Below are 12,907 nucleotides of genomic sequence, written 5' to 3' on the forward strand. Positions count from 1 at the left end.
TCGATTGTACGGCGGGGCGGAGATGCTAGATGCTAGATGCTAGATGCGAGATGCTAGATGCTAGATGCGAGATGCGAGATGCGAGATGCGAAGAGCGAGAAGCGAGAAGCGAGAAGCGAGAAGCGAGAAGCGAGAAGCTAGAAGCTAGAAGCTAGAAGCTAGAAGCTAGAAGCGGTCCCTCTTCGGGGATGACAACCAGAAAAACAGCTAGGCGCGGGTGATGGTGGCTTCGATGGTGCCGTGCGGCTCATCCGTGGGGACGAAGATGTGGTTGGGGTTGTCGAGACCGAAGCGGGTCATGTCGACAGGCAGCTGATGCTTGTTGGGCATGCGCAGGGTGATCTCGCTGATGACGTTGGTGTGCGCGAGCGCTGCCTCGCCCATCGCGAAGAGGGTCTGCTGAACGCTCAGGGAGTCGTGGTCGGCGAAGGTGGCGAGCATGGCTTCGCGGAGGTGGGTGCGGACCTTGTTGAAGTCGATGCCAGCCGCCAAAGCTTTGGGCGTGTAGGTCCACATGGCGCGCATGGCGGTGGCGAAGAGGCGGTCTGTTGTCGGAGGCAGCGTGGTCAGCTCATCCTTGATGTAGCCGACGAATCCGGACTTGGAGGTCTTCATCACGGTGAGGTCGTCGAGCCCGCTGGAGATCGAGAAGGCCTCGCCCTGCTTGCGGGCGACGGTGGTGATCTGGCGCTCGTCGGATCCTCGCATGAAGGCGGTGGGGTGCGGCTTGCCGGCGACGGTCAGCCGCTTCCAGAGTGAGGACTCGACGACGCACTCGGCGGCGGAGACCTGGGGATTGCGGCTGAGGAGGAAGTCGACGAGCTCCTTCGCGTAGTCCTCCATGCTGGTGGCGGTGGACTTGCGCGCGACGTAGTAGACCGTGTTCTTCATGGTGTCGGTGGGCAGGATCTTCGAGTTGTCGCCGAGGGTGTGGGCGGTCTCGAAGTCGCCGGAGAGGAGGATCTGGACGTTCCACTCGTCGACATCGTGGTGGGAGTCATGGCGGGTGACGCGCATGAGGCGGACGCGGGATTTTCCGTAGCGGTCAGAGATCAGGCGGGCGGTAGCGGCCATGGTTCAGCTTCCTCGATAGGTGGTGTAGCCGTTGGCTGTAAGCAGCAAGGGTATGTGGTAGTGCTGCGCGGGATCACGCACGGTGAAGGCAATCTCGATGTCGGGATAGAGGCTTTCGACTTTGAGGTCGTAGAAGTAGACGGAGGTACCGAAGCGGAGCTTGTAGTCAAGTGCCAGGAGAGGTGTGTCCCCGAGCAAGGTCTTGCAGCGGCCGTCGGCATCGGTGCGACCGCCGCCGATGGCCTCCCAGATTCCGTCGATAGCCGTGTCGCGCCACCGGTAGAGAGTGATCCCGACGTTGGCTGCGGGGCGGCCTAGATTGGTATCGAGGATATGTGTTGAGAGTCCCAAGCCGTACCTCAGGGGCTAAAGCCCGTTTGCTTTGTGTGCTGCTACGGCACGGCTTAAGCCGTGCCCTTAACGAGTGCCTAGCTGCAAGCGTCTTGCCTGCGTCCTGCCCGCGTTATGGTGAAACTCCGGGGCTCTGGCTGCGGTCAGAATAAAGGCGGATCAAGCGGTTAGGACAGCGGGCCGAGCCACTTGCGTAGGCGGATCTGGGTGATCTGGCGTTGCTGTTCGGCGGTCTCTTTGAGCTCGGTTTCGGGATCGTTGTTGAGGCGGCGGTGGAGGACCTCGATCATCTCGGGGGCGTTCTTGCCGGTGGCGCAGACGATGAAGATGCGGCCGAACTTCTGCTCGTACTCGCGATTGCCCTCGGCCAGCGTGGCCTGCATCTGCTCGTCGGGTTTGGCTGCGGCCTGCTCGCCGGCTGACCACTCGAGGCTTTGCTTGGTGGCGTGCATGGCGAGCTTTTCGCCGATGCGGGGATGCGAGTCGAAGGCCTGCTGCCAGTCGTGCGCGGGCAGCGCCCACCACACCTTGTCGGCTGCCGCGAAGAGCGAGCTTGCGGTGTGGAAGGGGCGCGCGGCGGCCATGCCTTCGGCCCAGGCGCGGGAGCCGTTGCAGGGCAGAATGGCCATCATGGCCTCGGCGGGCGTCATGTCGTTGAATGCTTCGAGCGTGGGACTGAGATCGTTCATAGCGGACGAGAAAAACAGAAGGACTGCACGGGAACCGCGGTTGTTGGGGCTTGCATCAATGTGTGTGGAGCGAGTCTAAAGTGTACTCTCGTCCGCCGGGAGCGAGGGGGAAGGCGGGGTGCTCGCGGTTCTCATAGACCTGTTGCCCGCGCAGCCAGGTGGAGCGGACGACGCCACGGAGTGTCTCGCCCAGGTAGGGAGAGATTGCGTGGCGATAGTGCAGCCTGTCGGGTGTGAGGCGGAAGGTGGCGTCGGCGTCGAAGGCGACGAGGTTGGCGTGCTTGCCGGGCTCGATGGAGCCCACCCAGGCGCCGAGGCCGGCGAGTTGTGCGGGCGCGGCGGAGGTCCAGTGGGCGAGCTTCGCCAGGGGGACGCCACGAGCGACGCAGTCGGTCCAGAGGACGGAGAGCGCGGTGGAGAGCGATGGGATGCCGCCCCAGGCCTGGTCGAAGCGGCCGTATTCGAGGCCGGGGGGCGGCTGCGATGGTAGAGAAGCAGGTCCTTCGACTGCGCCCTGCGCGCTGCGCTCAGAATGACGAAGTTGGGGGTCATCGGGAGCCAGGCGCTTCATGTGCGGCGGGCAGGGGGAGTGGTCGGTCGCGATCATGTCGATGAGGCCGCTCTCGAGCGCGGCCCACAGCTGGTCGCGATTGGCTGCGGAGCGGATGGGCGGAGCGCACTTGAAGAGCGTGGCGCCGTCGGGGATGTCCTCGGCAGCGCAGTGGAGATAGTGCGGGCAGGTCTCGACGGTGACGGGCAGGCCTTCGAGGCGGGCGGCCTGCAGCATCGGCAGCGCCTTCGCGGTGGAGAGGTGCACGATGTGCAGGCGAAAGCGGTGCGCGCGGCAGAGGTCGAGCAGCATGGCGATGGCGTCGAGCTCGGCTTCGTCGGGACGCGAGGCGAGGTAGGTCGAGTACTTGTGCCAATCAGCGCCGGATGCGTTGAGGCGCGCGACGGCGCGGTCGATGGAGGGTGCGAGTTCGGCGTGCGTCAGCAGCGGAAGGCCGGTCTTCGCGATGTGGGGGATGGCGAGCTCGAGGTTGGCGCGGTCGATCTCGGTGAAGCCGTCGCAGCCGGGGTAGATGAGGAAGCACTTGTAGCCGGCGACGCCGGCTAGGGCGAGTGGCTCGATCTCGGCCTGGTTGCCGTCGACGGCTCCGCCCCAGAAGGCGAGGTCGACGAGGCACTGGTTTGGGGAGGCGTTGTTGGTGGTCGGGTGTTGGGTGTTGGGAAGAGCGGAACCGAAGGCTGCTTCGCGCTTGAGGGCCAGCGCGCGCTCGTCGATGGTCTCGGGGAGGCAGTTCAATGGCATATCAACGAGGGTGGTGAAGCCGCCTGCGGCGGCGGCGCGGGTGGCGGTGGCGAAGCCTTCCCACTCGGTGCGGCCGGGCTCGTTGATGTGGGTGTGCACGTCGACGAGACCGGGGAGCAGGGCCAGGTTGCCAAGGTCTTCAATGGGAAGTCCGGTCGGCAGATTCGAGATGCGAGAGTCGAGATGCGAAGCGGGGTGGACGCCGATGATGAGACCATCTTCGATGACGACGGTAGCGTCGATTTCGCCATGCGGTGTGACGACGCGACGCGAGCGCAGAGCGTGTACCATGAAGCTGATTAGAGCAAGGGAACAGGGATTAGGGAATAGGGATCAGGAAGAACAGATGCACGGGAATGCGGAGTTTATGCGCCAGGCGATTCGCCTGGCTACGGAGAATGTGACGAGCGGCCGCGGTGGTCCGTTCGGCTGCGTCGTCGTGAAGGACGGCAAGGTGATTGCCACCGGCACCAACCAGGTGACGTCGAACAACGATCCCACCGCGCACGCCGAGGTCACGGCCATTCGCAACGCCTGCAATGTTCTTGCGACCTTTCAGCTGATCGACTGCGATGTGTATACCAGCTGCGAGCCCTGCCCCATGTGCCTGGCCGCGCTCTACTGGTCGCGCTGCCGCGCGATCTATTACGGCAATGATGCTGCCGATGCCGCGCGTGTCGGCTTTGACGATTCGTTCCTCTACGAGGAAGTGAAGAAACCTCTCGATCAACGCACCATCCCCATCGTGAACCTGTTGGGCGAGGAAGCGTGGGAGAGCTTTGCGCTGTGGGAGAAGAGTTCGTTTCGCGTGGATTATTAGCCGCGTGGATGATTCGTTTGTGAGGTTGGAGTTCTGATGGCTGCAGGAGAAGCAAGCAAGACGCTGCGTGTAGGGTTGCTGGGATTTGGCACCGTGGGCAGTTCGTTCGCAGAGGTGCTGGACGCGCATCGCGAACGGCTGGAAGATGCGGGATCCGCAGTGGTGATCACGCGTGTGTTCAACCGCGGTGTGGAGCGCAAGAAGGCTCATCCCAAAGCAAGCTTTGTCCCGGCTTCTGCCCAGTGGACGGAGAACGTCGACGAGGTGCTGACTGCCGATGACGTTGATGTCGTCGTCGAGCTGATGGGCGGCCTCGATCCGATCGAGGGCTGGCTACGCACGGCGCTTGAGGCGGGCAAGCATGTGGTTTCGGCGAACAAGCAGCTGATTGCGTATCGCGGAGCTGCGATGTTCGAGCTCGCCGCAAAGCAGGGCGTGCAGCTGCTGTACAACGCTGCTGTGGCTGGTGGTGTGCCGGTGATTCCGGGCATGGCGCAAGGGTTGAGCGGCGACATCATTCATCGCATCAGCGGCATTGTGAACGGGACGTGCAACTTCATCCTCAGCTCGATGGAGTCTGGCGCGGAGTATGCCACAGTGCTGAAGGAAGCGCAGCGGCTGGGTTATGCCGAGGCCAATCCTTCGGCCGATGTCGATGGCTTTGACGCGCGGGCCAAGCTTTGCGTGCTGGCGCGCATCGCGCTGCGGGCTGAGATCAATCCCGATGACGTTCCCGCACAGACCATCGCGCGCGTCGATGCTATCGACTTTGCTTACGCGAAGGAGCTGGGCTGCACGGTGCGTCAGGTCGCGCGTGCGGAGCTCGATGGCGATACGGTTCGCGCAGCGGTGGGTCCGGCGCTGGTGCCCAAATCCTCGCCGATCGCCTGGTCGCACGGCACGCAGAACATGGTGGTCACCAGCGGACGCTTCGGCGGCGATGTGGTGTTCAGCGGCCATGGCGCCGGGGGACATCCCACGGCGGTGGCTGTGCTGAGCGATGTGATCGCGGTGGCGAAGGGTTCGTCCAAAGTAAGGATGCCGGCGCGCAAGCTGAAGGTGTCGGGCGATGTGACGGCGCCGTTCTACCTGCGGTTTGTGGTGAAGGACAAGCCGGGCATCGTGGCTGCGATCGCGGGTGCGCTGGCGAAGGAAGACATCAACATCGATGCGATTCTGCAGCACCATGGCCATGCCAGCGAGCGGCTGCCGTTCGTCGTGACCACCGAGCCGTGCCTCAGCTCGACGCTGGAGCGCGCGGTGACTGAGATGACGAAGCTGGACTTCATGCATGATCCGCCGGTGGTGATGCGGATCCTGGTGGTCGACGACCCGGACAACATTTAGTCTTCTGATCCGGTTCAAGGAACACGCAAAGGGCACGGCTTCGGCCGTGCCCTTTGCGTGTTGGGTGCGCTGGTGACGATCCCTACTTCTCGCCGATCGCCTGCAGTTCGAGTGGGTCGACGCGACCGGAGTTTGGCAGCATCTGCCAGGCGGACTCGTCGACGACCTCGAAGTCTCTTGCTGTCACCCGGCCGAGGCTGTGCAGTTCGTCGTCGTTCCAGCGCGGATCGGAGAGGCCGCTGATGAAGATCGCAGAGCCATTGTCGGCGAGGATCATCCCGTAGCGTTTCATCGCACGCAGGATGACCTGGTCTTTGGCGGGGAAGCCGGAGATGTCGAAGTTGGCGCGCAGCCGCATGCGCATCCCCATCGGCGGCAGAGTCTCGTCGGTTTGGCTGGAGGCATCGTGACGGGCGGGCCAGATGTGGGCCTTCTGGGTCCTGGGTACCGTGAAGCGGATGGCGTGGTGGATCTCACCGGAGGCGACTTCGTCGTAGCGGACGAGGCCTGGCAGTATCGGGAGCCCCGCAGCGTCTGCCGAGGTCTTGCCGTCTTCGCGCAGGGCGTTGCTGGTGAGATCGAACTTTGACGCCGAACCGACGTGCCAGACGCCCGTGGGCAGCTGATGCGCGCCGAAGAGCTCGTACAGCAGGCATCGCCGGGTGTCCATCAGGAGAATGTGCGAGTCTCCGCCGGCTTCGAGGTGGGGATGCGCGGGCATGGGGTAGCTGCCGAGGTCGCTGTCGTCGCGATACTCGATCTCGAGCTGCACCCACTTGGTACCGGTCGGTACCTGGCTCACCCAGAAGCCGTTGCCAGGATCCTGCCCGAAGTCGGGGTGCACCTTGGCCGCGGCGCCTATGCTGGCGATGTACGCAGGGGTCTTATCCGAGACGGGAAGCTTGTCGACGGGCGTGTTCCAGACGTTATCGGCGGGGAAGACGGGGCAGCCGTTGAAGGTGTTAGCACCGGTGGCTGCGGTTGCAGGTTTCGCCGCGGGCCGGGCGGGCGCCGGGGCACAACCTGCGGTCGCGGTGAAGAGACTGACTGTTGCAAGACAAAGGCCGGCCATGCCGAACCCGATGCGCCATTGCGGCATGGAGAAGATCCTCAGAGACTGCTTGAGCATACTAGGCAGGCACTGGTGGCGCGGGGATCAATTCGCGAGCGGGAGCCGGATGATGAATTCGGTGCCGGGACGTACATCCGGGTTCGATTCGAAGGTAAGCGTGCCCTCCGCCCGTTCGACCATCTCGCGTGAGATCCAGAGCCCGACCCCAGTGCCGCCCTCGGCGCGTGTCGTGTAGAACGGCTCGAACAGGTGGCGGCGCGTCTCTTCGGAGATCCCCATGCCTTCGTCCCGGATGCGGACTTCGGCGAAACCTGAGGATTGCCGCAGCGTGAGCGTCACGGGCTGTCCTTCGGGGGAGAAGTGGGCGGCGTTCAGGATGAGATTGAAGAGCACCTGGCGCATCTCGCCGGGAACCAGGCTGACGATGAGCGAGTCTTCAAGGGAGGTGACGAGCCGGGTGTGAGCGGGAAGGTGGAGGTTGGCGGCGAGCTCGTCCACGAGCTGGCTGAGATTGACGGATTGCGGGACCTGCTTTTGTCCGCGGAAGAGCTCCAGCGTGCGCCGTGAGATCTCGGCCAGGCGTTCGACCTGCTCTTCGGCGCGTGTGAGCATCTCGGCGGATTCAGCGTCTGCGGCAGAGCCTCGGAGGAGGAAGAGGATGTTGTTGAGCGTCTCGAGGGGGTTGTTGATCTCGTGGGCCAGCGTGGCGCTCATGCGGCCGAGGGTCGCGAGGCGCTCCATCTCGCGCAGGCGGGCGTTCTGCATGCGGCGCTCGGTGGCTATGGTCACCTGCTTGGCGATGAGGCCGAAGAGGTCGTTCTCGTCGGAGGTGAACTCGTCGCGGTGTGTGCTGCCGAAGGACAGCGTTCCCGCGATGCGTCCCTGGATGATGAGCGGCTTGCAGGAGTAGCAGCGAATGCCGAAGGTGCGGATGAGGAAGGTCTTCGGGTCGTTGCTGGAGAGCACGTGCGTGGCGGTCATGGGAAGGCAGGTCTGGGCTACGGTGCCGCAGATGGCTTCCCCGAACTGGAGGGTGGTGCCGAGTGCATCGCGTACGGTCTGGTTGCCGCCGGAGGATGCCAGCTCCAGCTGCGTGCCGTCTTCGCTGACGAGGTAGTGGAAGTAGACATCGAGCTGCAAGGGGCCGCGGATCGCTTCAAAGACTCGCTGGCAGAGCGTGTCGGCATCGGCGTCCATCAGAAGCACGTGGGCGGTCGTACTGAGCAGGCTCTCGTACTGTGGCGGCGGTGCTTCGATGAGGGAATTCGATGCAGCGAATGTTGTGTGAGGCACGGTACGGGACCCCTCCCGGTTGGGAGTTACAACGGAAGTGTACCGTGGGATGCTCGAAGACGTTCTTAGGCTGCAAGCGGCAGCGTAACAACAAACGAGGTCCCGGGGTGGAGCTCAGGGTGTGAGTTGAAGCTCATGTCGCCGCCGATGTGGCGCACCATCTCCCGTGAGGCCCACAGGCCGATGCCGGTGCCCTCGAGGCCGCGGGTGGTGAAGAAGGGCTGGAAGACGCGATCCCGTGCGGCTGCGGGGATACCGGGGCCCTGGTCGGTGACGCGGATCTCGGCTGTTGTCGTGGCGCGCCGGAGTTCCAGCCGGATCTCGCGGCCAGGCGGCGAGAAGTGGGCGGCGTTGAGCAGGAGGTTGAAGATAACCTGCCTCAACTCGCCGGGCACCGCAACGACTGAGACCCCTGGCTCGATCGAGGAGACAAGCCGCGCGTTTCCGGGCAGCCGGGTGTCGAGCAGAAGCTCGCGCGCCAGGCTGCTGAGGTCGCAACGAACGGCAGTGGCATGATCGCCGCGAAACATCTGCAGTGTGCGATGGGTGATGCCTGCCAGTTCGTCCACCTGCCGGCCGGCTCTCTCCAGGAGCCTCTTAGCGTCGGGGGAGTCGACCTTGTCGCCCAGCTCTTCCAGGTAATTTTGCAGGCAGTGCAGGGGATTGTTGATCTCATGGGCAAGGGTTGCGCTCATGCGGCCGGCTGCGGCGAGGCGCTCCAGCTCCTGGAGTTGTCCGATCTGGCGGCGGCGCTCGGTGGCCAGCGTTACCTGTTCGGCGATGAGCGAGAAGAGATCAAGCTCCCCTTGCTCGAAGCTGTCCCGAGCGGTGCTGCCAAAGGAGAGCGTGCCCAGCAGCCGGCCGTTCGCCAGTAGCGGATAGCACGCGTAGCAACGGGTACCGAAGCCGCGGATGGACTCCGTCATGGCGTCGGTCCGCCCCAGCAGGCAGAGATAGAGGCTCTTCTGACGCAACGCGACGGTGCCGCACACGGCGGAGCCGAAGTCCATGGAGGTGCCGATGGCCTCACGGACCTCTGTGCTACCGCCCGCAGAGGCAAGCTGGAGGTGCGTGCCGTCCGGGGTCACAAGATAGTGGATGTAGACGTCGATGCTGTGTGAGTCGCGCAGGATGGCGAAGACGGCCTGGCAGAGTGTGTCCGGATCGCCGTCCTGGATGAGCAGGCGGGCGGTCGAGCTCAGGACTTCAAAGGCCAGAGGATCGAGCGGGCGAATACCTGTGCGGGGAAACTCGATGGTTTCGTGCAACGGATGGACCTCTGGTCCAGGTGGAACAGGCTTAGTCTAGGCCCTAGCCCTTCCACTTTGGGGGCTCGCGGGTTGCACTTTCTGTTTGGCTGCCGTCGCAGTTCAGTTCTGGGCTGAGGATCCTGCCCCATGGCAGACCGCAGCATTTCTCCGCTGCCGGGGCTAAAGTTACCCCACTACACCCTACAGGGAAAAGGCTTTAGTGGGGTTGGTTTCCGGTGCTGAGGGTGACAAATAGTTCGGAGCGGATCTTCCAGCCAGCGGGCGTTTGCTGCCACATGGCCATGTACGTTCCGGTGAAGGCGGTCGATCCGTCGACTCGGCGTCCGATCCAGTGGCCGTGTTCTGCGGCGAGACCCTGTTCCGCATTGACCTCGATTTTATCGGCGACGCGCTCGTAGATGACGCGCTTGCTGCCGCTGTCGAAGTCCTGCTTGAAGAGGCCGACGTACTCCTTCTTCGAGGAGACGAAGCCGCCATCGCCGACGATTGCGACGTAGTCGTCGGCCAGGGATTCCGCGACGCCGAGGAGGTTGCGATTCACGATGGCGCGGTTGGAGTGGGTGCGGGCGCGGCGGATGGCGGCCTCGTCGTCGGGGCCGTGGTCGAGGAGGGTTGCGGCAGGGAGCAGGAGCGCGAATGCGGTGATGAGCGTGGCGGCTAGCATGGGTTTGTTGTAGCACCGGGCGGAGGTGAGCTGTAGAGGGGTGAGGTCTTCAGGACGCCGCTGCGCGGCTGGAGCGACGAGGTGATGGCTCGCGTTGCGCCGTCCGGAGTCGCAGCACCCCGCGGGGGCACGGCATGCCAGAGTAGCAGCGCCCTTCAGAGCGCGGCATCGAACAGGGAAAAAGCGATGGGCTTCAGCCCTGGATGTGGTGAAACTTCCAGGGCGAAAGCCCATCACGATGTTGGCTCTCTACCGCGCCCTGAAGGGCGCTGCTACTCCTAGTACTTGGGGAGGGACTTGTCGATGCGGTCGGCCCAGGCGGTGATGCCGCCGGCGAGGTTCTTCACGTTGGTGAAGCCCTTGGCCTTGAGGGCCAAGGCGGCGCGCTGGGAGCGGCCACCGGACTTGCACTGGGTGATGATCTCGGTGTCCTTGGGGACGGACGGTGCGGCCTGACCCGACTCGATCTGGCCGACGGGGATGAGATGGCCGCCGATCTGGACGATCTGGTACTCGTGGGGCTCGCGGACGTCGAGGAGGAAGGGAGTTTCGCCTGCGTCGAGGCGGGCCTTGTACTCTTCGACCGAGATCTGGGGGATGCCGTCGATCATGCTGTCTCCTTGCGGGGTGATGCCGTGCGAGCTGACCTCGAGGGGGCCGACGGAGGTGGGTTTTTCGATGCCGCAGAACTGGTCGTAGTCGATGAGTTCCTTGATCTCGTGGGTACCGCAGGCGGGGCACTCGGGGTTCTTGCGGAGCTTGAGCTGGCGGAAGTTCATGCCGAGGGCGTCGACCAGGAGCAGGCGGCCGATGAGCGGCTCGCCGATGCCGAGAATGAGCTTGATGACCTCGGTGGCCTGGATGACGCCGACGAGGCCGGGGAGGATACCGAGGACGCCGCCTTCGGCGCAGCTGGGGACGAGTCCCGGGGGCGGCGGCTCGGGGTACAGGCAACGGTAGCAGGGGCCGTCCTCGGTGGCGAAGACGGAGGCCTGGCCTTCGAAGCGGAAGATGCTGCCGTAGGCGTTGGGCTTGCCGGTGAGCACGCAGGCGTCGTTGACGAGGTAACGGGTCTGGAAGTTGTCGGTGCCGTCGGCGATGACGTCGTAGTCGGCGAAGATCTCCAGCGCATTCGCGCTGGTGAGCATGGTGTTGTGCTTGACCACGTTCACGTTCTTGTTGAGGCCCTTGAGCATGATCTCGGCCGAGTCCACCTTGAGCTTGCCGACGGTGGACTGGGAGTGGATGATCTGGCGCTGCAGGTTGGATTCGTCGACGACGTCGAAGTCTACAAGTCCAATTGTTCCCACTCCAGCCGCTGTGAGATAGAGCGCGAGCGGGGCTCCGAGGCCGCCGGTGCCGACGCAGAGGACCTTGGCGGCTTTGAGCTTCTGCTGGCCCTCGAGGCCGACCTCCGGGAGGATGAGGTGGCGCGAGTAGCGGGCGATCTCCTCGTTGGTGAGGGCGGGGAGGGTCTTCTTCAGTTCTTCGGTGGCGATCATGAGGTCCTTGTGGTCCGGAGCCTGGTTCGGGAGGTGTCACCCGACGTGGCGAAGGAGCCGCTGGTGTGCGCTAAGGCACGAATGCTTCCATTGGAACAGATGTCCCAGCGGAGCTGCATGGTTCAGTTGGAGAGGGAGGGCTGCGGGTTCTCGCGGTGAACTAGCGACAACAACCGTCAGAGGGGCGACAACAGCCGCCGGCGATCGAGGGGATGATGGTGAGTTCGTCGTTCTCGGAGGTGGGGGTCTCTTCCTTGGCGGGAAGGTAGCGGACATCTTCGTCGTTGAGATAGACGTTGACGAAGCTGCGCAGCTTTCCGTCCGCCGAGTAAAGGTGCTGCTGGAGGGCCGGATGGGCCGCGACCAGCGCCTTCAGCGCGCCGTCGACGGAGGCGCCGGTGACCGTGACGGTCTCCTGCTTGTCCGTGTAGGCGCGGAGCGGGGTTGGGATGTGGATCTTCATTGCCATCATTGTAGAGATGCGGGAGGAAAGATTCGAGATGCGAGATTCGAGGAGCGGCCCGCGGCGTGGCGTGCGTCACGTTCCGGGAGCCCTGGCGCGTTGATAATGGTTGGGTACGTGGAGGATAGCGATTTGGCCGAGATGCCGCAGGTTCCGTTGACGCTGGAAGGTTCGAGCGTTCTGCACCAGATGTTTCATTTTGACTGGACGGCTTGGAAGAAGCTCGCTGTCGAAGAGCGGGGAGCGATCGCTGCGGAGTTTGCCGCGCTGCTGGCACGCTGGGAGTCGGGCGCCAACCCGGGCGATCCTACGGTTCCGCCGAACCAGTCGGCGCTGTTCTCGATGCTGGGGCACAAGGGCGACCTGATGCTGATCCACTTTCGGGACACCTTTGAGGCGTTGAATGCTGTCGAGCTGGAGCTGGCGCAGACTGGGATCAACGCGTTCCTGACGCAGACGACCTCCTATGTGTCGATTGTAGAGATGGGATTGTATGAGTCGACGGAGAAGATCTACGCTCCGCTGCTGGAGAAGGGTCTGCAGCCGGGCACGGTGGAGTGGGCGACGGGCATCGAGGATGGTTTGTCGCGCACGCGGGCGGCGCTGACGCCGCGGCTGTATCCGGCGATTCCGGCGGCGAAGTACAACTGCTTTTACCCGATGGATCGCAAGCGCGGCGAGCAGGTGAACTGGTACACCGAGCCCATCAGCGACCGGCGCGTGATGATGCATGAGCACGGCATGGTGGGGCGGCGGTACGCCGAGACGGTGCGGCAGATCATTACCGGCTCGATCGGCATGGACGACTGGGAGTGGGGTGTGGACCTGTTCGCGGAGGATCCGCTGACGTTCAAGAAGCTGATCTACGAGATGCGTTTTGACAAGGTGAGCGCGGTGTACGCGAGCTTTGGGCAGTTCTTCCTGAGTGTGCGTGTGCCAGCGGCCAACGCCGGTCATTGGCTCGAAGGGAAGCTGGAGTAGAGGCTTCGAGACAAGAGAAAGAGCCGCCCGGAGGATGCCTCCGGGCGGCTTTGTTTGTGGGCGTAGTT

Annotated in this window: 13 protein-coding genes; 3 read left to right on the top strand and 10 right to left on the bottom strand. The window is 63.9% G+C overall.

Going from position 1 to position 12,907, the window contains the following annotated elements; genetic code table 11:
* Positions 1-207: 207 nt before the first annotated feature.
* The 4 genes from pucL to allB form a co-directional block, all read right to left on the bottom strand.
* Positions 208-1,074 (bottom strand): factor-independent urate hydroxylase, encoded by an 867-nt coding sequence (gene pucL, locus C4S68_RS07820; protein ID WP_103932496.1) that lies wholly within the window; start codon positions 1,072-1,074, stop codon positions 208-210.
* A 3-nt stretch (positions 1,075-1,077) separates the two neighbouring features.
* On the bottom strand, positions 1,078-1,425 hold the full coding sequence (gene uraH / locus C4S68_RS07825; RefSeq protein WP_103932497.1) for a hydroxyisourate hydrolase: 348 nt from the start codon (positions 1,423-1,425) through the stop codon (positions 1,078-1,080).
* Between the two features lie 167 nt (positions 1,426-1,592).
* Positions 1,593-2,114, bottom strand: coding sequence for a 2-oxo-4-hydroxy-4-carboxy-5-ureidoimidazoline decarboxylase (uraD, locus tag C4S68_RS07830; RefSeq protein ID WP_103932498.1), 522 nt, complete (start codon positions 2,112-2,114; stop codon positions 1,593-1,595).
* Positions 2,115-2,169: 55 nt separating this feature from the next.
* A complete protein-coding gene (gene allB / locus C4S68_RS07835) occupies positions 2,170-3,717 on the bottom strand; it encodes an allantoinase AllB (RefSeq protein WP_103932499.1) in 1,548 nt (515 codons plus the stop codon).
* Positions 3,718-3,772: 55 nt separating this feature from the next.
* Here allB and C4S68_RS07840 point away from each other — a divergent pair, with 55 nt between their 5' ends.
* Entirely contained in the window at positions 3,773-4,246 is a 474-nt protein-coding gene (locus C4S68_RS07840) for a nucleoside deaminase (protein ID WP_103932500.1), read from the top strand.
* Between the two features lie 36 nt (positions 4,247-4,282).
* Entirely contained in the window at positions 4,283-5,593 is a 1,311-nt protein-coding gene (locus C4S68_RS07845) for a homoserine dehydrogenase (protein WP_103932501.1), read from the top strand.
* Between the two features lie 82 nt (positions 5,594-5,675).
* Here the strand turns inward: C4S68_RS07845 and C4S68_RS07850 are convergent, their stop codons facing one another.
* The 6 genes from C4S68_RS07850 to C4S68_RS07875 all read right to left on the bottom strand — a co-directional run bounded on the left by C4S68_RS07850 (position 5,676) and on the right by C4S68_RS07875 (position 11,858).
* Positions 5,676-6,692: a hypothetical protein gene (locus C4S68_RS07850; RefSeq protein WP_200821505.1), complete on the bottom strand. Its 1,017-nt coding sequence runs from the start codon at positions 6,690-6,692 to the stop codon at positions 5,676-5,678.
* Between the two features lie 57 nt (positions 6,693-6,749).
* A complete protein-coding gene (locus tag C4S68_RS07855; protein WP_103932502.1) occupies positions 6,750-7,958 on the bottom strand; it encodes a GAF domain-containing sensor histidine kinase in 1,209 nt (402 codons plus the stop codon).
* A 65-nt stretch (positions 7,959-8,023) separates the two neighbouring features.
* Positions 8,024-9,226, bottom strand: a complete 1,203-nt coding sequence (locus C4S68_RS07860; protein WP_103932503.1) for a sensor histidine kinase — start codon at positions 9,224-9,226, stop codon at positions 8,024-8,026.
* A 199-nt stretch (positions 9,227-9,425) separates the two neighbouring features.
* Positions 9,426-9,893, bottom strand: coding sequence for a DUF4440 domain-containing protein (locus tag C4S68_RS07865; RefSeq protein WP_160115056.1), 468 nt, complete (start codon positions 9,891-9,893; stop codon positions 9,426-9,428).
* 278 nt (positions 9,894-10,171) lie between these two features.
* Positions 10,172-11,395 (bottom strand): molybdopterin-synthase adenylyltransferase MoeB, encoded by a 1,224-nt coding sequence (gene moeB, locus C4S68_RS07870; RefSeq protein ID WP_103932505.1) that lies wholly within the window; start codon positions 11,393-11,395, stop codon positions 10,172-10,174.
* 160 nt (positions 11,396-11,555) lie between these two features.
* The gene (locus C4S68_RS07875) at positions 11,556-11,858 is read right to left on the bottom strand and encodes a MoaD/ThiS family protein (RefSeq protein ID WP_103932506.1); all 303 of its coding nucleotides are present in this window, start codon (positions 11,856-11,858) and stop codon (positions 11,556-11,558) included.
* A gap of 141 nt (positions 11,859-11,999) precedes the next feature.
* Here C4S68_RS07875 and hemQ point away from each other — a divergent pair, with 141 nt between their 5' ends.
* Positions 12,000-12,839: a hydrogen peroxide-dependent heme synthase gene (hemQ, locus tag C4S68_RS07880; protein ID WP_103932774.1), complete on the top strand. Its 840-nt coding sequence runs from the start codon at positions 12,000-12,002 to the stop codon at positions 12,837-12,839.
* Positions 12,840-12,907 lie beyond the last annotated feature (68 nt).

This window comes from Bryocella elongata, assembly GCF_900108185.1.
GTDB classification, from domain to species: Bacteria; Acidobacteriota; Terriglobia; order Terriglobales; family Acidobacteriaceae; genus Granulicella; species Granulicella elongata.

Excerpts from the sequence above, each read along its gene's own strand:
- moeB (WP_103932505.1), bottom strand. The coding sequence starts at position 11,395 with ATGATCGCCACCGAAGAACTGAAGAAGACCCTCCCCGCCCTCACCAAC.
- pucL (WP_103932496.1), bottom strand. The coding sequence starts at position 1,074 with ATGGCCGCTACCGCCCGCCTGATCTCTGACCGCTACGGAAAATCCCGC.
- allB (WP_103932499.1), bottom strand. The coding sequence starts at position 3,717 with ATGGTACACGCTCTGCGCTCGCGTCGCGTCGTCACACCGCATGGCGAA.
- C4S68_RS07865 (WP_160115056.1), bottom strand. The coding sequence starts at position 9,893 with ATGCTAGCCGCCACGCTCATCACCGCATTCGCGCTCCTGCTCCCTGCC.
- C4S68_RS07875 (WP_103932506.1), bottom strand. The coding sequence starts at position 11,858 with ATGAAGATCCACATCCCAACCCCGCTCCGCGCCTACACGGACAAGCAG.
- C4S68_RS07845 (WP_103932501.1), top strand. The coding sequence starts at position 4,283 with ATGGCTGCAGGAGAAGCAAGCAAGACGCTGCGTGTAGGGTTGCTGGGA.
- uraD (WP_103932498.1), bottom strand. The coding sequence starts at position 2,114 with ATGAACGATCTCAGTCCCACGCTCGAAGCATTCAACGACATGACGCCC.
- hemQ (WP_103932774.1), top strand. The coding sequence starts at position 12,000 with ATGCCGCAGGTTCCGTTGACGCTGGAAGGTTCGAGCGTTCTGCACCAG.
- C4S68_RS07850 (WP_200821505.1), bottom strand. The coding sequence starts at position 6,692 with ATGCCGCAATGGCGCATCGGGTTCGGCATGGCCGGCCTTTGTCTTGCA.
- C4S68_RS07840 (WP_103932500.1), top strand. The coding sequence starts at position 3,773 with ATGCACGGGAATGCGGAGTTTATGCGCCAGGCGATTCGCCTGGCTACG.